The organism is Qipengyuania sp. CAU 1752, from assembly GCF_054482615.1.
Genome location: NZ_JBTLRE010000001.1, coordinates 96,767 through 120,264, shown reverse-complemented (window position 1 = coordinate 120,264; position 23,498 = coordinate 96,767). Strand labels below are relative to the sequence as shown.

23 protein-coding genes are annotated in these 23,498 nt (G+C 62.6%); 10 read left to right on the top strand and 13 right to left on the bottom strand.

Annotation, left to right across the window (positions count from 1 at the left end):
- The first annotated feature begins 328 nt into the window (after positions 1-328).
- The 3 genes from ACXYL9_RS00565 to ACXYL9_RS00555 all read left to right on the top strand — a co-directional run bounded on the left by ACXYL9_RS00565 (position 329) and on the right by ACXYL9_RS00555 (position 2,212).
- Positions 329-1,075 carry a hypothetical protein gene (locus ACXYL9_RS00565; protein WP_459037640.1) on the top strand — a complete coding sequence of 249 codons (747 nt, stop codon included), beginning with the start codon at positions 329-331 and terminating at the stop codon, positions 1,073-1,075.
- Positions 1,076-1,197: 122 nt separating this feature from the next.
- Positions 1,198-1,920 carry an acetoacetyl-CoA reductase gene (gene phbB, locus ACXYL9_RS00560; protein WP_459037639.1) on the top strand — a complete coding sequence of 241 codons (723 nt, stop codon included), beginning with the start codon at positions 1,198-1,200 and terminating at the stop codon, positions 1,918-1,920.
- Between the two features lie 40 nt (positions 1,921-1,960).
- Complete coding sequence (locus tag ACXYL9_RS00555) at positions 1,961-2,212, top strand: ribbon-helix-helix domain-containing protein (protein WP_459037638.1); 252 nt, start codon at positions 1,961-1,963, stop codon at positions 2,210-2,212.
- Positions 2,213-2,240: 28 nt separating this feature from the next.
- Here the strand turns inward: ACXYL9_RS00555 and ACXYL9_RS00550 are convergent, their stop codons facing one another.
- Both ACXYL9_RS00550 and murA read right to left on the bottom strand, forming a co-directional pair.
- Positions 2,241-2,477, bottom strand: coding sequence for a hypothetical protein (locus tag ACXYL9_RS00550; RefSeq protein ID WP_459037637.1), 237 nt, complete (start codon positions 2,475-2,477; stop codon positions 2,241-2,243).
- Positions 2,478-2,539: 62 nt separating this feature from the next.
- Positions 2,540-3,823, bottom strand: coding sequence for a UDP-N-acetylglucosamine 1-carboxyvinyltransferase (gene murA / locus ACXYL9_RS00545; protein WP_459037636.1), 1,284 nt, complete (start codon positions 3,821-3,823; stop codon positions 2,540-2,542).
- Between the two features lie 109 nt (positions 3,824-3,932).
- Between murA and galU the strand changes: the two genes are divergently transcribed.
- Entirely contained in the window at positions 3,933-4,814 is an 882-nt protein-coding gene (gene galU, locus ACXYL9_RS00540; protein WP_459037635.1) for a UTP--glucose-1-phosphate uridylyltransferase GalU, read from the top strand.
- Here the strand turns inward: galU and ACXYL9_RS00535 are convergent.
- The 7 genes from ACXYL9_RS00535 to glnE all read right to left on the bottom strand — a co-directional run bounded on the left by ACXYL9_RS00535 (position 4,811) and on the right by glnE (position 13,356).
- Positions 4,811-5,548, bottom strand: coding sequence for an SDR family NAD(P)-dependent oxidoreductase (locus ACXYL9_RS00535; RefSeq protein ID WP_459037634.1), 738 nt, complete (start codon positions 5,546-5,548; stop codon positions 4,811-4,813). The two genes, galU and ACXYL9_RS00535, sit on opposite strands and share 4 nt — an antisense overlap.
- Complete coding sequence (locus ACXYL9_RS00530) at positions 5,545-6,855, bottom strand: cytochrome P450 (RefSeq protein WP_459037633.1); 1,311 nt, start codon at positions 6,853-6,855, stop codon at positions 5,545-5,547. The genes ACXYL9_RS00535 and ACXYL9_RS00530 overlap by 4 nt, the downstream gene beginning before the upstream one ends.
- Positions 6,855-8,393, bottom strand: a complete 1,539-nt coding sequence (locus ACXYL9_RS00525) for an acyl-CoA synthetase (RefSeq protein ID WP_459037632.1) — start codon at positions 8,391-8,393, stop codon at positions 6,855-6,857. The genes ACXYL9_RS00530 and ACXYL9_RS00525 overlap by 1 nt, the downstream gene beginning before the upstream one ends.
- Before the next feature lie 206 nt (positions 8,394-8,599).
- A complete protein-coding gene (locus ACXYL9_RS00520) occupies positions 8,600-9,292 on the bottom strand; it encodes a M23 family metallopeptidase (protein ID WP_459037631.1) in 693 nt (230 codons plus the stop codon).
- A 103-nt stretch (positions 9,293-9,395) separates the two neighbouring features.
- Positions 9,396-10,199, bottom strand: a complete 804-nt coding sequence (locus tag ACXYL9_RS00515) for a ferritin-like domain-containing protein (RefSeq protein WP_459037630.1) — start codon at positions 10,197-10,199, stop codon at positions 9,396-9,398.
- Positions 10,196-10,669, bottom strand: coding sequence for a peroxiredoxin (locus ACXYL9_RS00510; protein WP_459037629.1), 474 nt, complete (start codon positions 10,667-10,669; stop codon positions 10,196-10,198). The genes ACXYL9_RS00515 and ACXYL9_RS00510 overlap by 4 nt, the downstream gene beginning before the upstream one ends.
- Positions 10,669-13,356 carry a bifunctional [glutamate--ammonia ligase]-adenylyl-L-tyrosine phosphorylase/[glutamate--ammonia-ligase] adenylyltransferase gene (gene glnE / locus ACXYL9_RS00505; RefSeq protein WP_459037628.1) on the bottom strand — a complete coding sequence of 896 codons (2,688 nt, stop codon included), beginning with the start codon at positions 13,354-13,356 and terminating at the stop codon, positions 10,669-10,671. Before glnE ends, ACXYL9_RS00510 begins: the two co-directional genes overlap by 1 nt.
- Before the next feature lie 104 nt (positions 13,357-13,460).
- Here glnE and ACXYL9_RS00500 point away from each other — a divergent pair, with 104 nt between their 5' ends.
- Entirely contained in the window at positions 13,461-15,146 is a 1,686-nt protein-coding gene (locus tag ACXYL9_RS00500; protein WP_459037627.1) for a M28 family metallopeptidase, read from the top strand.
- A 35-nt stretch (positions 15,147-15,181) separates the two neighbouring features.
- A complete protein-coding gene (locus ACXYL9_RS00495) occupies positions 15,182-16,162 on the top strand; it encodes an agmatine deiminase family protein (RefSeq protein WP_459037626.1) in 981 nt (326 codons plus the stop codon).
- A gap of 164 nt (positions 16,163-16,326) precedes the next feature.
- Here the strand turns inward: ACXYL9_RS00495 and ACXYL9_RS00490 are convergent, their stop codons facing one another.
- Positions 16,327-17,073, bottom strand: coding sequence for a TSUP family transporter (locus ACXYL9_RS00490; protein WP_459037625.1), 747 nt, complete (start codon positions 17,071-17,073; stop codon positions 16,327-16,329).
- Between the two features lie 11 nt (positions 17,074-17,084).
- Positions 17,085-19,097 carry a threonine--tRNA ligase gene (thrS, locus tag ACXYL9_RS00485; protein WP_459039830.1) on the bottom strand — a complete coding sequence of 671 codons (2,013 nt, stop codon included), beginning with the start codon at positions 19,095-19,097 and terminating at the stop codon, positions 17,085-17,087.
- A gap of 168 nt (positions 19,098-19,265) precedes the next feature.
- Between thrS and ACXYL9_RS00480 the strand changes: the two genes are divergently transcribed.
- Positions 19,266-20,222 carry a sulfotransferase domain-containing protein gene (locus tag ACXYL9_RS00480; protein ID WP_459037624.1) on the top strand — a complete coding sequence of 319 codons (957 nt, stop codon included), beginning with the start codon at positions 19,266-19,268 and terminating at the stop codon, positions 20,220-20,222.
- Here the strand turns inward: ACXYL9_RS00480 and ACXYL9_RS00475 are convergent.
- Together ACXYL9_RS00475 and ACXYL9_RS00470 are read right to left on the bottom strand one after the other, a co-directional pair.
- Positions 20,219-20,878 (bottom strand): hypothetical protein, encoded by a 660-nt coding sequence (locus tag ACXYL9_RS00475; RefSeq protein ID WP_459037623.1) that lies wholly within the window; start codon positions 20,876-20,878, stop codon positions 20,219-20,221. The two genes, ACXYL9_RS00480 and ACXYL9_RS00475, sit on opposite strands and share 4 nt — an antisense overlap.
- A 69-nt stretch (positions 20,879-20,947) precedes the next feature.
- Positions 20,948-21,412 carry a thermonuclease family protein gene (locus ACXYL9_RS00470; RefSeq protein WP_459037622.1) on the bottom strand — a complete coding sequence of 155 codons (465 nt, stop codon included), beginning with the start codon at positions 21,410-21,412 and terminating at the stop codon, positions 20,948-20,950.
- Between the two features lie 158 nt (positions 21,413-21,570).
- On the opposite strand from ACXYL9_RS00470, the gene ACXYL9_RS00465 reads away from it, so the two are divergent.
- The 3 genes from ACXYL9_RS00465 to argB all read left to right on the top strand — a co-directional run bounded on the left by ACXYL9_RS00465 (position 21,571) and on the right by argB (position 23,384).
- Positions 21,571-21,795, top strand: coding sequence for a hypothetical protein (locus ACXYL9_RS00465; protein WP_459037621.1), 225 nt, complete (start codon positions 21,571-21,573; stop codon positions 21,793-21,795).
- Positions 21,770-22,381: a DUF6969 family protein gene (locus ACXYL9_RS00460; RefSeq protein ID WP_459037620.1), complete on the top strand. Its 612-nt coding sequence runs from the start codon at positions 21,770-21,772 to the stop codon at positions 22,379-22,381. The genes ACXYL9_RS00465 and ACXYL9_RS00460 overlap by 26 nt, the downstream gene beginning before the upstream one ends.
- A 79-nt stretch (positions 22,382-22,460) precedes the next feature.
- On the top strand, positions 22,461-23,384 hold the full coding sequence (argB, locus tag ACXYL9_RS00455; protein WP_459037619.1) for an acetylglutamate kinase: 924 nt from the start codon (positions 22,461-22,463) through the stop codon (positions 23,382-23,384).
- Positions 23,385-23,498 lie beyond the last annotated feature (114 nt).

Genomic DNA, 23,498 nt, shown 5'->3' with positions numbered 1-23,498 from the left:
AAGCGGGGTTTGTCATGGAAGGGTCTGCTATCCTCATTCTGGTGTTGAAGCCTCTATAGTCGCCCCGCCGCGTGCGACAAGGGTTGCAGTTGGCCTGTAACAAGGTTGGAGCAAAGAGATCGGTTGCTGCGTTAATGGCGCGCGCCCGTGTATCTGTGGTGAACACACGAGCACGGCGATTCTTGTGTGCCGGATGCAACACCAGCGAGTGATTGAGTCCGGCAGTGCAGAAAAGCTGGCAATGGGAACTGAAAAGTCCTAGTTTCATTCTGGGTTCAGTCGGGAATTGGTAAGTGATTCCGACTCGTTAGGGGATTTGGCAGAGGCCATGAAACGCAACACCATCTCGACTTTCAAGCGCGGCCTTGTGCCGGCGCTGGTCGTTGGTGCGGCTTTCCTGGCGATACCGACTGCCGGTCTCGCTCTTACCAGTGCCGTGTTCGCCCCGCTCGAGGAAATTGCTCCGCGGTTTACTCCTGCAGGCGTCGATCCCGTGCTCGCGGAACGGGTCAACAACCGTTATGCCGCAGCGCGCAAGGCCATGCGGTTCACCCCGGCAGCGAACGCTGCAGCAGCTGATCGCACGGTGACTGTTGCGGTCCGACTCGACGATGAGACGGCGCGTGCCATCTCGATTCGCTCGGCAATGGATCGGGTTGATCAGGGGACGGGCAGGCGTGATCTCAGGATTGCACCGACGCGGTTCGATCTCGGTATCGCGCGCGGCATCCAGAGCTTTGCCAAGCCGGCTAGCGAATTGCCCAGCGGCATCTCCAAGATCGAAATGCCCGACCTGGCGGAGTTCCGTCCCAGTGCCGGGACCGCGGCTGACAAGCCGAGTCGTTTCCAGCCGCGAATCGCGCTCGAGAATGAGCGGGAAGTGGGCCGCGCTCCGCGTACGCTCGAAGGTTCGGGCGAGCAAAGCGTCAATGTCGGCGGCTCCTACCGCGTAACCCGCAACCTGGACGTGACCGCGGGGGTCCGCCTTTCGCAAGAACGCAGCAAGCTGGCGCCGTTGACCAACGGAGTCGAAGACGACCAGGCCGTCTACGTCGGCACGCAATTGCGTTTCTGATCAGCTCTCGCAGATTGAATTCGATTGCATGACCCCGCCCAGGCGGGGTTTTTCTTTGCCCGCGTTCGCGGCTGACGCTACGGCAAGCTGGAGAGCATAAACCGCGTGAGAGGGAGTGGATCATGGGACGTGTAGCAGTGGTAACGGGCGGGAGCCGAGGGATCGGCAAGGCCATTTGCGCGGCATTGAAGGCTGATGGATTCACCGTCGTTGCCAATTACGCGGGCAATGACATGGCGGCCAAGGCCTGCGCCGAAGAGCTGGGCATCGATACCTGCAAATGGGATGTCGGCGATCACGAGGCGACATTGGCAGGCTGTCGCAAGGTCGAGGAAATGGTCGGGCCGATCGACGCGGTGGTCAACAATGCCGGTATCACCCGTGACGGGACCTTGCAGCGGATGAGCTACGCGGACTGGGAAGACGTCATGCGGGTCAATCTCGGCGGTTGCTTCAACATGGCGAAGGCCTGCTTCCCTGGAATGAAGGAGCGCGGCTGGGGCCGGATCGTCAATATCGGTTCGATCAATGGCCAGGCCGGACAATACGGCCAGGTCAATTACGCCGCCGCCAAGTCAGGCATCCACGGCTTCACCAAGGCGCTGGCGCAAGAAGGCGCGCGCTACAATATCACCGTCAACGCCATCGCGCCCGGTTATATCGATACCGACATGGTTGCAGCGGTCCCTGAACAGGTCCTGGAGAAGATTATCGCGAAGATTCCGGTCGGACGTTTGGGCCAGGCCGAAGAAATCGCGCGCGGCGTCAGTTTCCTGTGCTCGGACGATGCCGGTTTCGTGACCGGGTCGACCATGAGCATCAATGGCGGCCAGCACATGTATTGATAGCTGGCGCACGCGTCAGACGCGTTCCCAGGTTGCTTGCATGGCAGTGCCCTATCACCCCCCGGTCAAACGCTCGGTCGAAATCGCCGGGCACAAGACCTCGATCAGCCTGGAGCCGGTGTTCTGGGATATGTTGCGGGCCGTGGCGGAACAGGAGGGCTTGCCGATCAACGCCATCGTGGCCCGGATCGACGAGGACCGGATCCGAGCGGAAACCCCGCCGGGGTTGGCGAGCGCTATCCGGGTCTGGCTGGTAACGCGCTGGCGCGCCGAGAGCAGGACAGACGCTTGAGCCCGCCCCGCTCTCGGGCGCGCGCAGGTCAATAATTGGCGGGCGGATCACTCGCGGGGAAGCTTTCATCGCTTTCCTCGTCGGTCTTGTCCCAATCCATCACCGGCTTGTCGCGCATGGCTTCTGGGCCAGCATCGCGCACCGCGTTGGGGCCGTCCTGGGTCTGGTTTGCGTCGAAGGCGGCATGTTTTTGCCCCCGATGCTTGTCGTAATAGCGGTAACCGAAATATCCGATGGCGCTGATGGCGGCGAGTTGGATAAGCATGGCGTGTCTCCCTTTCAAATGCGCAAACGTCGCAGCAACCGAAAGGGTCCACGGCGAAGCGCCTAGTCGTCGGTAACCCGTTCGATATCAGCGCCGACGAGCTGCAGTTTTTCCTCGAGGCGCTCGTACCCGCGATCGAGGTGGTAGATCCGGCGCACCTGACTCTCACCCTCTGCCGCAAGAGCAGCAATGATAAGGCTCATCGAAGCGCGCAGATCGGTCGCCATCACTTCGGCGCCAGTCAGTGTTTCGACACCCTTGACCACGGCCGTGCGTCCCTCGGTCTCGATGTCGGCCCCCATGCGGCTAAGCTCGGGAACGTGCATGAAGCGGTTCTCGAAAATGGTTTCCTTGAGCACGCTGGTGCCCTGCGCCTTGCACAGCAGGCTCATCAATTGCGCCTGCATGTCGGTGGCGAGGCCGGGATAGGGCGCGGTCGTCAGATTGGTTGCCTTGAGTGGACCCTTCGCGGCCACCCGTACCCCCGCCTTGCTGGCCTCGACTTCGCAGCCGATCTGCTCGAGCGCGTCGAGCGTGGCTTGCATCTCTGCGCCATTGGCACCTTCCAGCATCACGTCTCCGCCAGTGATAGCGGCAGCACAGGCGTAGGAGCCCGCTTCGATGCGATCGGCCATGACCCGGTAGGTCGCGCCGTGCAGTCGCTTGACCCCATGGATGACGAGGTCGGAGTGGCCGATATTCTCGATCTCGGCCCCCATCGCGACCAGCAAGTTGCACAGGTCGACGATCTCGGGCTCGCGCGCGGCATTGTTGAGGCAGGTCGTGCCACTCGCCAAAACTGCGGCCATCACCGCGTTCTCGGTCGCGCCGACGGAAACGACCGGGAAGTCGAACTCGCCGCCCGGAAGGCCGCCGTCGGGCGCACTGGCCTTGACGTATCCTTGCGCCAGTTCGATCTCGGCCCCCATTGCTTCAAGCGCCTTGAGATGCAGGTCGATCGGGCGGTTGCCGATGGCACAGCCGCCTGGCAGGGATACGGTTGCCTCACCCATCCGCGCCAGCATCGGGCCGAGCACGAGGATCGAAGCGCGCATCTTGCGAACCAAATCATAGGGCGCGACGCTCGACGTCACGCGCGAGGCTTCGAAAGTGACCACCCGGCCGAAATCTTCCGGTCGCTTGCCCTGCGTGCTGGTCGACACGCCGAACTGGTTCATCAGGTGCTGGAAACCATCGATATCGGCCAACCGCGGTAGGTTGCGTAATGTCACTGGCTCGTCAGTCAGCAGGGCGCAAGGGATCAGCGTCAGTGCCGAATTCTTGGCGCCGGAAACGGGGATAGTGCCGGCCAGCCGATTGCCGCCGCGAATTACGAGTTTGTCCATGGGACATGGCATTAACGCATTCGTCGGCGCGCGCAAATGCAACTGTCATGCAGCCTGTTCGGCCAGGGCGGTTGACCTCGGCGCGTGGGCAACGCAATGCCTCAAACCTATGACGAACCACAAACCGATCAAGAAAGCCGTTTTTCCTGTTGCCGGTCTCGGCACGCGCTTCCTGCCCGCCACCAAGGCGATCCCCAAGGAATTGCTGCCAATCGTCGACCGCCCCCTGATCCAGTACGCGGTTGACGAAGCGCGGGAGGCGGGGATCGAGCAGATGATCTTTGTTACCGGACGCGGCAAGACCGCCATCGTCGAGCATTTCGATGTCGCGTACGAGCTTGAAAGCACGATGGGCGAGCGCGGCAAGGACATGAGCGTCCTCGACTCGAGCCGCTTCACACCTGGCGAGATCATAACCGTGCGGCAGCAGGTCCCGCTCGGCCTTGGCCACGCGATCTGGTGCGCCCGCGCCATCGTCGGCGATGAACCCTTCGCCATCTTCCTGCCTGACGAACTTATGATCGGCAAGAAAGGCGGGACCGGCTGCATGAAGCAGATGGTCGACGCCTACGAGCAGACCGGCGGCAATCTTATCAGCGTACTCGAAGTGCCCGAGGACGAGGTTTCGAGCTACGGCGTGATCGATCCGGGGGCCGAGAGCGGCAGACTGACCGAGGTGAAGGGCCTGGTCGAGAAACCGCCGGTGGCAGAAGCGCCGTCCAACAAGATAATCTCCGGTCGGTACATCTTACAGCCCGAAGTCATGCGTGTGCTCGAAGACCAGGAAAAAGGTGCTGGTGGCGAGATTCAGCTGACCGATGCGATGGCCAAGATGATCGGAACGCAGCCGTTCCACGCGGTGACGTTCGACGGCAAACGTTATGACTGCGGGAATAAGCTCGGCTTCGTCGAGGCGACCTTGGCGTTGGCTCTCGAGCGTGATGACATGGGCGCCGAGGTGCGCGCCATGGCGCAGCGTTTGCTTGGCTAGTTGAGCGTCAGCCCGCCATCGACGACGATGGTTTGGCCCAACACATAGGACGCGAGCGGTGAGGCGAGAAACAACGCCGCACCGGCAATTTCCGCCGGCTCGCCCATTCGGCCTAGCGGAATCCTCGTCAGCGCGCTTTCGAGCCGGTCGGGGTCGCCCGTGGTGACCTGCGTCATCTTGGTCGGGACGAACCCCGGGGCGATGCCGTTTACGCGGATGCCGTCGGCGGCCCACGCGGCCGCGAGGTTGCGGACCAGCGCTACAGCACCGGCTTTGGACGCGCCATAGGCAGGATTGCCGAGCGTCGCGTGGAACGCGGCGGTCGAACTGACCGCGATCAGGCAGCCATTTGCCTCGGCGAGCGCCGAACGAAACTTGCGCGCGCAATCCATGATCGAACTCAGATTGACCGCCAGCACCCGATCCCAGCCTTCGCGATTGAATTCGGCCCGGCGATATTCGACGGCACCTTGGCAACACACCAGGACATTGAGGCTTTCGAACCCCGGTGCAGCCTCGACCTGCGCAGGATCGCTGACATCGACCTGGGTATAGTGAAGGCCGGAAAGATCGGAGCCTGGTTCGTCACCGTAATCCTGGGCGGTCGCGCGCGTGCCCCAGACATGGACTTCTGCCCCGCGCGCACGGAACGCCTGCGCCATGGCATTGCCGATCCCGCTGGATCCGCCGACGATCAGGACGCGCTTGCCCCTGAAATCAAGGGCTTCGCTCATGTCTCGTCCTCCGCCACAGTGAAACGCAAGGGAAGGGTCTTGAGCCCGCCGACGAAAGTTGAGACCGAGCGCTGCGGCTCGCCCGCCAGTTCGATCGTCTTGATCCGGTCGAGCAACTCTTCAAACAGGATTCGCATTTCAAGCCGCGCAAGGTGCAGGCCGAGGCACTGGTGCGCGCCCGCGCCAAAGGCGAGGTGGCGGTTCGGCGAACGCGCGGCATCAAAGCGGCGCGGATTTTTGAACTGAGATGGATCGTGATTGGCGGCGACATAGTTCATCATCAACCAGTCACCCTTGGCGATTTTCTGTCCCCCAAGCTCGGTATCCTTGGCGGCCGTGCGCATGAAATGTTGCACCGGCGTTGTCCAGCGGATCGCTTCCTCGACAATTCCCGGCAATAGCGAACGGTCGGCTCGCACCCGCGCCCATTGCTCGGGGTCCTGCGCCAGCGCCCGCATCGCGCCCGCAGTGCTGGCCGACGTGGTATCGTGCCCGGCGGTCGCGACGATGATGTAATAGCCGGCCATGTCGCGCTCGGGGAGTAATTGGCCATCGACCTCGGCATTGGCGATCACGCTGGCCACGTCTTCGGTAGGATTGGCGCGGCGCGCGCGGGCGATGTCAGCGAAGTAATCCTCGAAGCTCCTCACCGCACCGGCCACCAGTTCCAGCACCTGTTCGGGCGTCATGTTATCCATGCCTGAACCTGAAAGATCGGCGTCCTGGCCCCCGAACATCTGCTGGGTCAACATCAGCATGCGTGGCTCGTCTTCTTCCGGCACCCCCAGGATCTGCATCACCACATGCAGCGGATAGGGTGCGGAAACGAGCTTGCAGAAATCGCATTCCGGGCCCGATTGGATCAACCGATCCACCGTGCGTTTGGCTAGTTCGCGGATCTCCCCTTCGAGCCGGGCGAGATTGCGGGGCATGAACCATTCCTGCGTCAGTTTTCGGTACTTGGGATGCACCGGGGCATCGAATACCACCAGCGAATCTACCAGCATGTCGCTGCCGGTCGCCTTCCGCGAAAACTCGATCGCCGCATTGAGGCTGAACACCACCGGGCGCGGATTGTTGAGGAAGGTAGCGTTGTCCTTGCTCATGCGCATGACGTCGTCATAGCGTGTGACAAGCCAGAACGGTTCGAACAGGCCTTCCTCGTCGGGTACGATCCGCACCACCGGCGTTTCCTCGCGCAACCGGTCAAATGTGTCGAGCAGCGGGTCCCACGCGGCGTAGCTGTGCGGGTCGATAATCTCGTGCGCGACGGCGGACGGCAGGACGGGCGCGCTACTGTCAGCCATCACGCCTGCTCCTGCGCGCGTGCAGCAAATTCGTCGCGAAGCTCGCGCTTGTACAATTTGCCATTGGCCTCGCGCGGAAGTTGGGCGCGAAACTCGAACATGCGCGGCATCTTGATGCGGGCAAGCTGCGGGGCAAGAAAGTCACGAAGCTCGTTTTCGAGTGCCTCGCCAGCATAGTCCATCTCGACCGGCTGGACGACCGCCACCACTTTTTCGCCCAAGTCGGCATCGGGCGCGCCGATCACCGCGGCGTCCATCACCTTATCATGCGTGACCAGCAGGTTCTCGATCTCCTGCGGGTAGATATTAACCCCGCCCGAGATGATCATGTGGCTCTTTCGGTCGGTCAGGTACAGAAAACCGTCCTCGTCCACATGACCGATGTCGCCCAGCGTCATCCATCCCTTCGGGTGCATCGCATCGGCGGTCTTGTCGGGATCATTGTGATAGGATGGCAGGATGTCGTTCTCGAAGTAGATCAGGCCATCGGTACCCGGCGGAACTTCCTCGCCGTCTGGCCCGCACACATGCAGCGTGCCGTGGATCGCCCGGCCGACCGAGCCGGGATGGGTGAGCCAGTCTACGCTGCGGATCAGCGTCATGCCGATCCCTTCGGAACCTGCGTAATACTCGTTCACTATCGGCCCCCACCAATCGATCATCGCCTGCTTCACGGGAACGGGGCAAGGCGCAGCCGCGTGCAGGGCGCGCTGGTGGCTCGACAGATCGTACTTCTCGCGCAGCTCCGGATCGAGCTTGAGCATGCGCACAAAGTGGGTCGGAACCCATTGGCTGTCGGTGACCTTGTATTTCTCGATCGTGGCGAGCGCGAATTCAGGATCGAATTTTTCCATCACGACAATGGTCGCGCCGAGCCGGTGAGCAGTCGAGCACCAGCCAATCGGGGCAGCGTGATAGAGCGGGGCTGGCGACAGATAGATCATCGATCCATCGGTCGGCATGCCTGCGCCCATCACCGCCAGCCCGACCAGCGGATTGACAGCCTCGATGTCCATATCTTCGGGCGGGGCTGGGCGTATGCCCTTGGGCCGTCCGGTCGTGCCGGAACTGTAGAGCATGACGAGTCCCGGGGCCTGGTCGGCAATGGGTTCGCTAGGCTGCGCGGCGATCGCGCTTTCGAGACCGGCCTCGCCCGTGCCGCCTGTGACAAGTACCGGCAAATCCGGACACTCGGATCGGATATCATCGAGCACCTCGTCGAACTGGGTCGAGGTTATCAGCAGCTTGGCTTGCGCGTCCTTCAGGATATAGGCGATTTCGGGCGCTGTGAGGCGAGTGGAGATCGGCACCAGCATGGTTCCCGCCCGCTGCGAGCCCCACACCAGTTGCAGATATTGCGCATTGTTCTCCATCAACACTGCGACCGCATCGTCCCGCTTCAACCCGCGAGAGCGCAGCAATTGCGCGAAACGATTGGCTGTCGCGTCCATCTCGCCAAATGTCACGGTCTCGCCTGAGCTCGCCATGATGATCGCGGGATGGTCCGGGCGCGTTTTCGCGTGCTGTATCGGATGCATGAGTTGTCCCCTCTCCTCGGGACACGAGTTTTATACAGCAACCGAAGCGGGGCAAGCATAATTCCCCGAAGCCCTTGGCCGACCGCGCGACCGGCGGGAAGTCAGGCAAGCATGAAAAAAGGCGACGGGACATTTCTGCCCGCCGCCCAATCAGGACACCCTCTCCAAAGTGTCCGAAACCCGCCTGACGGCGGGCCGAAAATCTATCAGTCTCCGCCTACAGCCAGTTCGCGGCCGGTAGCACGTGCGAAGGCAACCTGCGATTCGCTTTCGACCATATAGGGGATCGGGTTCACGGCAGCACCTGCGATACGCACTTCGTAATGGAGGTGCGGGCCGGTTGAACGACCGGTTGAACCGACGTAGCCGATAAGGTCACCCTTGCGGACCATCTCGCCTTCGGACACCGCAATCCGCGACAGGTGGGCATAGCGCGTCTCGAGGTCGTTGCCATGGCCGATCTGGATGTAGTTGCCATAGCTCGAATACCACTTGGCCATCTCGATCAGGCCATCGGCAGTGGCATAGACCGGGGTTCCGGTCGCAGCAGCCAGGTCGACACCCTTGTGCCGGGCGCGCTTACGCAGGACCGGGTGGTCACGCATGCCGAAATCGCTGGTCAGCGTGGCATCTTCGAGCGGCATGCGCGAAGGGATCGAAACAACGGCCTTCACTGAGGAAGCGCCCGCATTGCGGTCGAGCTTTTCCCATTTAGCGAACAATTCCTGGAACTGCTTGTCACCCTGGCCAAGCGGCGTCTCACCTGCATTTGCGTGAGCGGCGACCTCGGGAGCGGCGGCGGTGGCGGTATTCGCCTGTGCCGGAGTAGTGGCAATCAAGCCGATTGCAGCAAGCGCAAATGCAGCGCGTTGCAGGATAATCCTGGAATAAGCGATCACAACCCGTCCTTTATCTGGCGACGACCCCTGCCGCCTTGACCCGTTCAAAAACGTCGGGAACCAACCCGCGTTTTGTGTGTTCCTGCTTATCCGGACAAAGGTTTTACGACGCAAGGCTGGCGTAGAAGTCTCGCGACAAACCGGCTGCAAGACGCGCCGAGTCGTTGAATGGCGGCTTCAGTGACCCTCTAAAATGCGTTTCGACCAGCGCTTTCCAGCGATTCTGGGGCGATTCTTCAAGGGCTTGCGCACATCTGATAAAGTGCTTGGTGCCAAACCCGACGTGGCGAATTTCATCGTCAAGTATGCGCTGGAGGATACGCGCGCCGTGTTCGTCCCCTAGCGATGCGACCCGATCACGGGTTGCCGGCGTGACGTCGAGTCCGCGTGCTTCGAGCACCATCGGGACGATTGCCAACCGTGCCATGACGTCATGGCTAGTTGCCTCGGCCGCTTCCCATAATCCTGCATGAGCGGGCAGAGCCCCGTAATGGCTGCCGAGCGAACGCAATTTGCGATCCAGCAGCGCGAAGTGCATCGCCTCGTCAGCGGCAACCGACAGGAAATCGTCGGTGAAGTCGCGTGGCATTCCAGCTCCGAACCGGCCGACGATGTCGAGCGCGAGATCGATAGCGACAAATTCGATATGGGCCAGCGCGTGCCACAGCGCCAGGCGTGACCGGACCGATCCGCCGCGTCCGCGTCTTGGCATCTGGTTGGGCGGAAGCAATTGGGGGCAGTCAGGCCAAGCTGGACGTTCCGGCATCGCAATGTCGAACGACCAATGTAGCCGTCCTTGCCGCCAGCTGCGCGCGACATCTCGGGTGGCGAAGACCTTGGCGGCGGGCTCGGCCGTCAGCAGCGCAGCACGTATGGCTGCAGCAATCGAGGAACTGGTCGCGCTCAAAGCGCCTGCGCGGCGGCCAGGACCTCGTCGACATGGCCCTTGACGCGCACCTTGTCCCAGACCCGCGCGATGCGACCATCGGCATCGACGAGGTAGGTCGTGCGGACCATGCCCATGAAGGTCTTTCCGTACATCTTTTTTTCGGTCCAGACCTCGAGAGCATCGGATAGCCCGCCATCCTGCGCGTCGGTGGCCAGGTCTACCGTCAAATCATGCTTGGCAATGAAGTTCTGGTGCTTCTTGGGCGAGTCCTTGCTGATACCCAAGAGCGCGCAGCCGGCCTGTTCGAAGTCGGCCTTCGTCGCCGAAAACTCCTTTGCTTCGGTGGTGCAACCGGGTGTGTTGTCCCTGGGATAGAAAAACAGCACCAGCTTGCGCCCGCGATAGTCGGAAGGTCGCACGCTACCTCCATCGGGCGTTTCCATTGCGATATCGGGTACCGGGTCACCTTCGTGTGGTCGCGTACTCATCAGTCGATCTCCAATGTCTCGCCCAGAACCGATTGCCAACCAGCGGCGATTTCGCGCCGAGCATCGCCCAATGCCGTCATGAGGGCTTCGGGTCCAGAGCAGCCGCAGGCCTCGGCAAGGATATCGCCGCCGCGCCCGGCGGGCATTTCGAGACCCGGCGCGAGTAGGCGGGCACCGACGATCAGCCGCGTCAGGAGGTCATGCGCCTCGACCTGCGGATCGCTCAGCATCCCTTCTCGGGCTAGCGAGCGGCAGGCTTCGCTCAGGTCCGGTGTCAGGGCAAGGCCATCCCGCAATTGCAGGAAGTGAACCAGGAATTCTAAATCGACGAGTCCACCGCGCAGCAGCTTGGCATCGAGCGGACCCTTAGCCGGTTTGTGGAGCGCCATCTCCCCGCGCATCGTCAGGACCGCGTCGCGCAACGCCGCTGCGTCGCGAGGAGCGGTCAGCACCTCTGCCAGAATCGCGTCGACCTCGGCCGCAGCGTCGTTCGGTCCGGCCACTACCCTGGCCCGGGTGAGTGCCATGTGTTCCCAGGTCCAGGCCGCCTCGCGCTGGTATTTGGCGAAACTCTCGACGCTCACCGCCAGCGGACCCTGTGTTCCCTGCGGGCGCAACCGCGTGTCGATTTCGTACAGTGCTCCTTCGGCGGTGGGCACGCTCAGCGCGGCGCTGACGCGCTGGGCCAGCCGGTTGAAATAGAGCGTTGCGCCAAGTGGGCGCTCGCCATCTGATTCGGTCGCCGTGTCTCCGGTGAACAGGTAGACAAGGTCGAGATCGGAGGCGTGGGTCAGTGCCCGGCCTCCGAGCCGACCGAGGCCCAGCACCACCATTTCCCCGCCTGCAACCTTGCCATGGGTGCGAGCAAACTCCTCCGCAGTCTCCTCGACCGCAACCTGCAGCGCGGCCTCTGCCACGCGGGACAGACCAGCAGCGATTTCAAGCGGATCGTTGGCCGCCTCGATCAATTGCACGCCGAGAGCGAACCGCTGTTCACCCGTAACGATGCGAATCCGGTCGAGGAGGCGTTCATAGGGCATGGCCTGATCGCCGCGCCGCATCGCCGCAGCAAGGTCCGGCACGGGAGGCGGCAGGTCGAGCACGGTCCGGTCGATCAGCGTATCGAGCAGCGTCGCGTTGCGCGCCAATTCATCAGCCAGCGGCGGCGCGAAGGCGAGGATGCGCAACATTTGCTCGAGCAGGCCCGGACGGGCATCGAGCAGGCGGAACAGGTTGATCGCGCTAGGCAGGTTTTCCAGCAGCCGTTCGAACCGCAACAGGGCGCGGTCCGGTTCGGGCGCCGTTTCCAGCGCGCTGACCATGGCCGGCAAGATCGCCCGAAACGCGTCGAGTGCGCTGCTCGATCGCAAGGTTCGATAGCGACCATCGAGCCAGCCCTCAATCCGGGTTGCCAGCCGGCGGGCGCCATCTTCGTCGGCAGCGCTCAGCGCGGCAGTGATCTCGGCCACCGGCCGTGCACGCTCGGGGCTAGTGGTGGTTTCGAGCAGGCGGTCGAACCGGGTGCCAACGCGGTCGGTCAATTCGGCAAGTTCAACGACCAGCGCCCGTCCATCCGCCAGTCCATCGAGCCGGGCCACCGCATCGAGCCGTTCGCCTTCAGGCAGGCTGTGGGTCTGGCGGTCATTGATCATCTGCAAACGGTGTTCGATCACGCGGAGTCGGTCATAGGCTGACCCCAAGCTTTCAGCGTCGTCGACCGAGACGATTCCGGCCTCGGCCAGAGCGTCGAGCGCGGCGCGGGTTTCTCGCTGGCGCAGGGCTGGGTTGCGCCCCCCATGGATGAGTTGATGGGTCTGGGCGAAAAACTCGATTTCGCGGATTCCGCCACGGCCCTTTTTCAGGTCAAAGCCCGGACCTGGCGTCTTGGGCCCTGCATAGACTTCGCGAATACGGCTGGTCAGCCGTCCGATATCCTCGATTGCGTTGAAATCGAGACTGCGTCGCCAGACGAAGGGGATGATATCATGGAGGAAGTCCCTCCCCGCTGCCATATCGCCAGCGCAAGCCCGCGCACGGATGAATGCGGCCCGTTCCCACGCCAAGGCTGAGCTTTCATAATGGGACAGGGCGGCATTGCGCGATATGGCCAGAGGAGTGACCTCGGCCGCGGGGCGCAAACGCAGGTCGACTCGGAAAACATAGCCCTCGTCGGTCACATCAGAGAGCAGTTTGACGATGTCGCGGGCATATCGCTGCGCGGCTTCCCCCGGTCCATCGCGCTCGCGGCGCGGCAGGGTTTCGGGATCGAACAGGAGAATGGGGTCGATATCGGAACTGTAATTGAGTTCGCGCGCGCCGTGCTTGCCCAGCGCCAGGGCGATAAAGCCGTCCGTGCCGCCGCCCTCGACGCGCTGTGCGATGACCGAAGCTATGGCCCGGTCGAGCGCGCGGTCGGCGAGCGCTGACAGTTCCTCCATCACGCGCGCCAGCGAAAACGCGCCCGCCAGGTCGCCAATGGCAAGTGCGACGGCATAGGCCAGCCGCTCGCGCCGCAGGCCGATGGCGGCATCGTCATGGGCACCATGTTCCAGCGCGCGGACCAGCGCTGCCTCGCCCTCGCCAGCTTCCAATAGCTTCGTCAACTCCGGCTGGCGTTCGAGCCCGCGGGCAAGGAAGGGAGCGTGTGCCCGGGCCCGTTCGAGAGCGGATTGCCAATCGCCTTGCATTACCATGCCCTGCCTCGGCATCGGACGAGGCGCAAGCGCTCTTGCGCTGCCTTCGCGGCTTTGCGACAAGGCCGCCAGCAAACACAAGAACATGGGATGCCTTCATGAAACGCTTGATACTTGCTGCTTCGGCAGCGCTTTCGCTCGCGGCCTGCAATGGCGATTTGTCTAGCGCCGGCGACGCTTCACTCGACCTGCCCGATGTCGAGGACGGCGATATCAGCCAGCAGACGATGGTCGACATCACCCGCACGCTGTCATCAGACGAATTCGAAGGCCGGATGCCGGGTACACCAGGCGAAGAGAAGACCGTTGCGCTGCTGATCGAGAAGTTCCAGCAGGCTGGCCTGCAGCCGGGCAATGGCGACAGCTGGGTTCAGGAAGTGCCGCTGGTCGAGATTACCGGTAAGGATTTTTCGCCGCTAAAGATCAAGGGCACTGGCTTCGACCTGTCGCTGGATTTTGCGAAAGACTGGGTCGGTGTGACCTACCAGGAGCAGGTCAAGACATCGGTCAATGACAGCGAGATCGTGTTCGTCGGCTACGGCATCAATGCGCCCGAGCGTGAGTGGAACGATTATCAAGGCGTCGACATGAAGGGCAAGACTGCCCTCATTCTTGTCAATGACCCCGATTTCGATACCGAAGGGCTGGAAGGTACCTTCAATGGCAAGGCGATGACCTATTATGGCCGCTGGACCTACAAGTACGAAGAAGCCGGCAAGCAGGGGGCGACCGCTGCGCTGGTGATTCACGACACCGAGCCTGCATCCTATGGCTGGAACGTGGTCGAAAGCTCGTGGTCAGGGCCGCAAGCCTACGCCCAGCGCGGTGCCAATGCGCCCAAGATGACGCAGATGAACGGCTGGGTGCAGAACGATGCTGCGCGCCAGATCATCGAAGCTGCGGGCAAGGATTTCGATGCCTTGATGGAGGCAGCGAAAAAGCCGGGTTTCAAGCCGGTGCCGCTGGGTGTGACCGCATCGACCGCTTTCCGCAACGACATCCGCACCTTCAAATCGCAGAACGTGATCGGTGTCCTGCCCGGCTCCGAGCGGCCGGACGAATATGTACTGCACACCGCGCACTGGGATCACCTGGGGCGCTGTACCCCGGCCGACGATGGCGACGATATCTGCAACGGCGCGGTAGATAACGCTACCGGCACCGCGGCGCTCGTTGCCCTCGCCGAGGCTCACGCCAAGGCTGGTGCACCCGCGCGCAGCCTGGTGTTTCTGGCCGTGACAGCGGAAGAATCAGGCCTTCTTGGCGCCGATTACTACGCCGCCAACCCGGTATTCCCGCTCAACCAGACGGTTGGTGGCATCAACATGGATGCTTTCCTAATCGGCGGTCCGTCGAATGACGTGACCGTGGTCGGTCCAGGCAAGTCGAAGCTCGACGACTTCCTCAACAAGGCGCTTGATGCCGATGGCCGGGTTGCGACGCCCAATCCTTCGCCGGAGGCCGGCTATTATTACCGGTCCGATCATTTCGCCTTCGCCAAGCGCGGTGTGCCGATGCTCTATGTCGATGGCGGCGAAGACCTGAAGGAAGGCGGGCGTGAAGCTGGCGAGGCACTCGCCAAGGACTATCGTGACAATCGTTATCACGGCCCCAAGGACGAGTTTAGCGAGGACTGGGACTGGTCGGGCGTGATGCAGGACCTGCAATTGTTCTACCGCATTGGTCGGATGTTGGCGGTGAGCGAGAGCTGGCCCAATTGGAACGACGGTGACGAGTTCAAGGCCACGCGCGACGAAAGCTGTGCTGCCAGCCAAGGTTGCTAAGACCGAATTCGCAGAACACAGCAGGGAGCCGATCCATGTCAATCCTCATGCCGCCCGAATGGGCGCCGCAGGAATGGTTGTGGATCGGCTTCCCGCATCTGGCCGAGGAATGGCCGGACAGCCTCGAGCGGGCGCAAGAGCAGATCGTGGCTTTCGCCAATGCTGTCGCGGACAGCGGGCAGGAAGTGCGGTTGCTGGTCCGTGACGAGAGCAACGAGCTGCGCGCCCGGGCCCTCGTTTCAGACAAGGTGCAGCTCGAACGGCGCAGGTTCGGCGATATATGGCTGCGCGATACCGGGCCACTGGTGCGCGGCGACGGGTCGGCGCTGCGTTGCGGGTTCAATGGCTGGGGTGGCAAATACGAAATGCCGGGCGACGAGGTCATCGGTGCCGACCTGGCGCGCGAAGCTCATTTGCCTGTAGTCGAACGCGACTGGATCCTGGAGGGTGGCGCGGTCGATGGCGATGGCACCGGACTTGCCGTTACCACCGAGCAATGCCTGCTCAACTCCAATCGCAATCCTGATATGACACGCGCCGATATCGAGGCGGCGCTGGCAAGGGACCTTGGCTTCGACCGGCTTCTCTGGCTTGGCGAGGGACTGGTCAATGATCACACTGATGGCCATGTCGACAATTTGGCGCGCTTCGTCGCCCCGGGCTGCCTGTGCCTGCCGCGCGCGACCGGCGATGACGATCCCAATGCCGCGATTTATCGCAATGCCAAGGAGCGGGCCGAGGCCGCTGGAGTAGTGGCGGTTGAAATTCCTTCGCCCGGGCGGATCGAGCGCGCAGGCCGTATCGAGCCAGCCAGCTACGCTAATTTTGCCATCACCACGCAACTCGTCGTGGTGCCGACATTCGGGTCGCGGCATGACACTGACGGGGTCGCCGCAGTGGCCGCCCTCTTTCCGGACCGTCACACGATCGGCTTACCGGCGGATGCGGTATTGGCAGGGGGCGGTGGCTTCCATTGTGCCAGCCAGCAGATGCCCAGGCTGGAGCCGAATTCTTAACTGCTTGTTAGGGCGAAGCCGTCACCTTGCAGGGTATGACACATGCTCGCGCGATCGCCATCGCCCATACTGCCGCCGAAGAGCTGCGCGGGGCGATTGTGTGTGCCTGCGCGTTCAGCCTCATCTTCGCGGCGAGTTGGCAGCCATTCTGATCGCTCGGGTGATTACTGCGCCAGCTTGACCAGCGCCGCGATTGCGGCTGCCCCCAATACGAATCCCGTGAACGCACGCCATGCAAAGTCGCTGACCCGGCCCGATGCGTGTGCCCCCACCCAATTGCCGGCCAGCACGACCGGGAACAGCATCAGCGCTAGGCCGAGCAGGCGCCATTCGAGCACTCCGATGGCAAGTCCCGAACCAAGGCCTGCCATGGCCGCGATCGTGAAGATCAACAGCATGGATGCCTTGGCGACGATGCGCGGGATCTTGCGCCCGACATAATAGGGCACGACCGGCGGACCGGGCATGCCGGAAAACCCCGTCAACAGGCCACTGGCTATGCCGGTAGCACCGGTCGTGAGCGGACCCGGTGCCGTCTCTGGGCGGGTGGGAAACAGGATGGCCACGAACGCAGACAGCGCCACCAGCGCGATCAACAGACGGGCGATATCGGGCGGAGTCGCGGCCAGCGCGACAAGTCCCGGCGCGGTAGTCAGCACCACCAGTGCGCCGATGACCCAGGCCGAACGCTCGGCATGTTGAAGGAACAAGCGTATCTCGCTCAACCCGATGAACAGGGCGAGGAAATTGACCGTCAAAACGGCTTCGACCGGCGACAATGCTAGCGCCAGCACCGGCACCAGCAGGATCGCCATGCCGAACCCGGTTAGTCCGCGCACGAAAGCCGACGCAAAGGTCGCAAGCGCCGCGACAACAATCTGGAGCGCGCTGAAGCCTGCCAGCAGTTCCATGAGCTTTGCGCCTAAGCGAGATCGGGCGGCGTTGCCGCCGATTTCAGCATGGCGACAGCCTCGTCGAGGCTCATCACCTGTTGCTCCTTGTCGCCCAGAGTGCGGACCGCAACGGTGCCTTCTTCCGCTTCGCGCTTGCCGACCACCAGCATGTGCGGGACCTTGGCAACCGAATGCTCGCGCACCTTGAAGTTGATCTTCTCGTTGCGCAGATCGCCCTCGACCCGAATGCCGGCCTTCTCGAGCGTAGCGACCACGTCCTTGGCGTACTCGTCGGCGTCGGAGACGATCGTCGCCACAACCGCCTGTGTTGGAGCCAGCCACACGGGCAAGCGTCCGGCGAAATGCTCGATAATGATGCCGATGAAGCGCTCGTAGGAGCCGAAGATGGCGCGGTGCAGCATGACAGGGCGATGCTTGTCGCCATCCTCGCCGATATAGGCCGCATCGAGCCGTTCGGGCAGCACGCGGTCCGACTGGATCGTGCCAACCTGCCAGGTGCGGCCGATGGCGTCGGTGAGATGCCATTCGAGCTTGGGCGCATAGAACGCGCCTTCGCCGGGCAGCTCTTCCCAGCCATAATCATCCGTCGCCATGCCAGCCTCGAATACGGCGTCACGCAGCTCCTGCTCGGCCTTGTCCCAGTCGGCATCGGACCCGAACCGCTGTTCGGGCCGCAGCGCCAGCTTGATGTGATAGGTGAATCCGAAATCCTGGTAGACGCGGTCGGCCAATTCGCAGAATCGGCGCACTTCGCCAACAATCTGGTCTTCGGTGCAGAAGATATGGGCATCGTCCTGCGTGAACTGGCGCACCCGCATCAACCCGTGCAGCGCACCATGCGGTTCGTTGCGGTGGCAGCAGCCCATCTCGCCCAGCCGGATCGGTAGGTCCCGATAGGACGTGATGCCCTGCTTGAAGACCAGCACGTGCGCCGGACAGTTCATCGGCTTGAGCGCCATCCAGTCGACATCCCGCGAGACCAGTTCGCCCTCGTCTTCGGTATTGGGCACCTCGTCGGGAATGACGAACATGTTCTCGCGATACTTGCCCCAGTGGCCCGATTGCTCCCACTGGCGCGCGTCCATGACCTGCGGGGTCTTGATCTCCTGATAGCCGGCACCGTCCATCTTGCGACGCATATAGGCCTCGAGCTCGCGCCAGATCTTGTAGCCCTGCGGATGCCAGAAGACGCTGCCATGGGCCTCCTCCTGCAAATGGAACAGGTCCATTTCGCGCCCCAGCTTGCGATGGTCACGCTTGGCGGCTTCTTCCAGCCGGTGCAGATGGGCGGCCAACTGCTTCTTGTTGAGCCAGCCAGTGCCATAGATGCGGGTAAGCTGAGGATTGCGCTGGTCGCCGCGCCAGTAGGCCCCGGCAACGCGCATCAGCTTGAATGCCTGCGGATCGAGTTTGCCGGTGCTGGGCAGGTGGGGCCCGCGACACATGTCGAGCCAGGCCCCGTCCGAGCCAGGTTCGCCCGACCAATAGACCGTCAGTTCCTCGTCCTCGGGCAGTTCCTGGGCCCATTCGGCCTTGAAGGTCTCGCCTTCGGCTTTCCACTTTTCGATCAATTGCTCGCGGCTCCAGACCTCGCGCCGCAGCGGCTTGTCGGCCTTGATGATCTCGCGCATTTTTTCTTCGATCGCGGGCAGGTCGTCCATGCCGAACGGTTCGCGCGTCTCGGGAGCCTTTACGTCGTAATAAAAGCCATCGTCGGTCGCCGGGCCGAAGGTGATCTGGGTGCCCGGCCACAGTGCCTGAACCGCCTCGGCTAGGACGTGCGCGAAATCGTGCCGCACCAGTTCAAGCGCATCGGCTTCGTCGCGGGCGGTGATCAGCGCCAATTCGGCATCGCCTTCGAACGGGCGTTCGAGATCGCGCACTTCGCCATCGACCTTCGCGGCAAGCGCGGCCTTCGCAAGACCGGGGCCGATCGCAGCGGCGATATCGGCCGGGGTTGCACCCAGTTCCACTTCGCGCACCGAACCATCGGGCAGGCTGATTTTCAAAAGTTGGGTCATCACTCACACGTCCTGGCTTGTTGCGCGCGCCTTTGCACATGAAGCCGCGCATCGGAAGGGGGAACGCGCCTTGCCACGATGCTGAAACCGGCTTGCCCTACGCTTTTTCGCTATCTTGCCGGAGGTTGCGTTGTCTGCCAGCATCCCCACCGGGTCGCTCCTGAAGGCATGAAGGAGCTTGCTGCGATGAATGGTGGACTGGGGCGCCGCGCGCGCACTGTCGAGGAGTTCGGTCAGAACATGGCCGCGCTGCACGCGCATGAACCTGTGCATTTCAAGCCCTATGCCCCGCCCGGAGACGACGGTCCGCGCGATGTCTTCATCGCTAGTTGGGCCAAGAGCGGTACCACGATGATGCAGCAGATGTTCCACCAGCTACGCATGGTTGCATCATCCGGCAGGGGTGACATGGATTTCGATGACATCAGCCGTATGACGCCGTGGGAGGATACGGCGATGATGCTCGACCTCGACATGACGGCCCCACAACGGGCATTGCCGCGCGGTTTCAAGTCGCACCGCGAATATGAGCGGCTTCCTGCGGGCCAGCGCTATGTCGTTACCCTGCGGGACCCGAAGGAATGCTACGTCTCTTTTCATCGCTTTTTTGACGGTTGGCATATCGAGCGCGGCGCCTTGCCGTTGGAAGAATTCTGGGATCTTTTCATGAGCGGCGGCCCCGGCGGATGCGACTACGCCACCCATCTGCTGAGTTGGTGGGCTCGCCGCGATGAACCCGATACGCTGCTGACAACCTATCGCTGGGCGGCAAGGAACAGGCGGGAGATGATCGCACGCATGGCCGCATTCCTTGACCTTTCGGTCAAGGGAGAGGGAATCGCAACCATCGAAATCATGACCGACCGCGCTTTCATGCGCGATTACATGGACCGCTTTGACGATGCCATGGTCTGTGCTGTCATGGAGGAAAAGCTCGGCATTCCCGCCAGCAGCGATTCCAGCAAGGTCCAGGCAGCCGGCAGCGACTCACGGGTCCTGCCGCCAGCAATTGCCGAGCGGATCGACAACCTTTGGGTGGAGAGAGTGCAACCCGTGACAGGCCATGCGGATTTCACGTCGCTCGCGTCGGAGCTGGACGCAGTGATGGATGCGCCCTCAGCCTAGCTGCTGGGCGCGTCTTCAGATCCCCATGGTGCCGGAGGTGGCGTGGCCGGCTTGGTAGCATCGAACTCGACGCGAAAATCGCGGTCCTCTGGTGCACCGCCAGCCTGTTTGCGCTGCAGTCGATAGGAGAACTTGGCCTCGGGATCGCTGGCCGGGTCGACGCCCACTGACCAGACATTGGTCACGGAGGCGTCGAGGCCTTCGCGCTTGAACATCTCGATGCTTTCGCGGTCGACGGGAAAGCTATGTCGCCGCCCGGTGCCGCCCATCGATGTATCTCCGCCATACATGGTAACCGCGTCGGGTGCACCGTCGGCATGACGATGGTCGTGCTTCAGCCGGAGCCCCTTGTCGGTGCGGGTGAAGACCCATGTACGCGATCGGTCCCATTCACCGCCGGCTTCGCGCACGTGAAACGGAACCCTGATCTCGGTGTCGCTGCACTCGCGCACATGCATCACCAGTTCGGCATCGCGAAAGGCAACATCGACCTCGTCTTTGCTGGTCAGGGTGCCGTTATAGGCCTTGCCGCAATGGCTCGAAAGATTGCTCCAGAAAGCATCATAGGGATTTTCGGTTTCGGCAGGTTCGGTGTCCGTGCAGCCGAGCAGCAGGAAGGGGGCTATGCCCGCGAAGCGAAGGATCGTGTTGTTCATGGCGTCAGCGTGGCACCGGCTTCGCTGCAAGCCAAGCAGGAATGCATACTGACCGGTTCAGCGCTGGATTTATTCGCACCAGTCCACTCGAGCGGCGGTCCATCCATCACCCTCGGCAAGACCGCGCTCAACCATCCAGTCTGCCAGCCATTCCTCGCCATCGGGTGTGATACGCCGCGCGGCGCGAAGCTCACGCCCATATCGATCACGCGGCGGAGAATTGCCGCCGTCGACAAGGACGGGACCCCGGTTCAACCAATCGGCCAAGCGGGCGCGGGCATCACGGGCACGGGCGCTTTCCTCGGCGCAGGCACCGTCGAGTTCGGGCGCGTCATATCCGGTCAGGCGGATACGCCGATTGCCAATGGCCACCGTATCGCCGTCGACGACACAGGCGGCGCTGCGGCCTTGTCCGCAAATGGTCCATTGGTGTTCGATACTGGTGGCATCTCCTCGCGCGGCTGGACGCCCAATCAGCCACCAGGTGGCGGCAAGCATCACCGCTGTCGCCAGCCAGAAAAGCCAGGGTTTCACCCGGCGACCTCGCCCCCTGGAACTGAAACTGCGCCGCATGGGAGCTTCCTAGCAAGATCATTACCCCTTGGGGAGCGCCGCAAGGCCCAGGTGCTCGGTGTAACCCGCGTGGCGCTCGCCACGAACCGGCAAACGATCAAAACGAAAAGGAGAAGATCATGGCGAAGGGCAAACTTGCATCACTGTTGAAGGTGGCCGGCGGTCTCGCGCTTGCAGCCCCCGGCCTTGCCGCGTGTGACGCAATTTGCGGTGCCTGCGGTGCTTGCTCAGCCTATAGCTGCAAGGCGCATAATGGCGAAGGCGCCGGTTGCGGAGCCTGCGGGGCTCACAAGGACGAAGCCCCGGCAGAGGTAGCTGATGGCACAGGGGCCGATGCCAGCTAGGGCACGCCAAACGCTTCTTGCGATCAGCGGGGACATGGCCCGCCAGGGCACCCCGCTGATTACGAGGGTGCTGCCGGAAGATCGCTCCAAGTTTCAGCAGTGGACGCATTATCCGCCGGGCGACGCCATCGACCCGGTGAGCGGCGCGCGCTGGTATTATCATGCCCACCCGCCCGAGCAGCGCGGCGAGTCCGAGCACGGGCATTTCCATATCTTCCTCCCGCTTTCCGCCTTTGCGGGGGTGAATCCCATGGCGAAACCCAAGGAAAGCGATGCTCCTGCGGTGGTTCATGTTGCCAGCCTGGGTTTCGACACTGACGGGCTTCCGACCGAATGGTCGACCGTTGCCCACCGGATCACTGACGATTACGCAATGCCCGCTGAAGCCATTATCGCTCGCCTCGACCAACTGCGGCTCGACAGGGCGGGAGAGAAACAGGGCATTGCCGGGGTCGGTCGCTGGCTGACGCTGGCGTTGGAAGCCTCCCGCGAGGATATCGAGGCGATCCTGATCGAACGCGATGAGCGCCTCGCAACCTACGAACCCGGCGAGATCTTGTCCTCGCGGCCCTTCCGGCTGGACTAACCGCGGCGCCTGGTTGCGATGGGCGCACTTTCGCCACGCTGATTCCTCGGCTACGGGCAGCCTGAGTTTGCGAGGAGCAATGTGCGTGGCTGACCGGTCCGACAATTCACAGATGCTGGCCAAGGCCGAAGTGCTGATCGAGGCGCTGCCCTATTTCCAGCGCTACGCTGGCCGTACATTCGTGGTCAAATATGGCGGCCACGCCATGGGCAACCCGCAGGCAGCAAGAGAGTTTGCCGAGGACATCGTCCTGCTCAAGGCGGTCGGAATCAATCCTGTGGTGGTGCATGGCGGCGGCCCGCAGATCGGCGCGATGCTCGAAAAGCTCGGCGTTGAAAGCACTTTTGTCGACGGACTGCGCGTGACTGACAGGCAGACCGCCGAAGTCGCCGAGATGGTACTGTCGGGCGCGATCAACAAACAGCTGGTCGGCTGGATCGTCCAGGCCGGTGGCAAGGCCATGGGTGTATCAGGCAAGGATGGCGGTCTTGTTACCGCCACCAAGGTTCAGCGCACGACCAAAGACCCGGAAAGCAATATCGAGCGAGTGGTCGATCTGGGTTTCGTTGGCGAACCAAGCGTGATCGACACCACCATCCTCGATACCGCCGTCACTGCCGGAATGATCCCGGTGGTTGCGCCAATCGGGGCGGGGGTCGACGGCGAGACCTACAATATCAACGCCGACACCATGGCCGGGGCTATCGCGGCGGCGCTGGGCGCGGCGCGGCTGTTTCTCCTCACCGATGTCGAGGGAGTGCTGGGAAAAGACGGCGAATTGCTCACCGATCTGTCACCTGCGCGGATTGCTGAACTCAAGGCCGATGGCACGATCAGTGGCGGCATGATCCCCAAGCTGGAAACCTGCGTCCACGCGGTCGAGTCTGGTTGCGATGCTGCGGTGGTGCTCGATGGCCGCGTCGCCCATGCGATGCTTCTGGAATTCTTCACTGCACGAGGCGCTGGTACGCTCATCAGCGCCGAAAGTCCGGCGGCGGCCTGAGCTGTCCCGTTGACCGGCGGCCCATGCGTATTATGTGGTTGATACACCTAGGCAGACTCGGATAGATACCTACCCGAACAGCCGCCCCGAAACTTGCTCGAAAGGCAGGAAAAA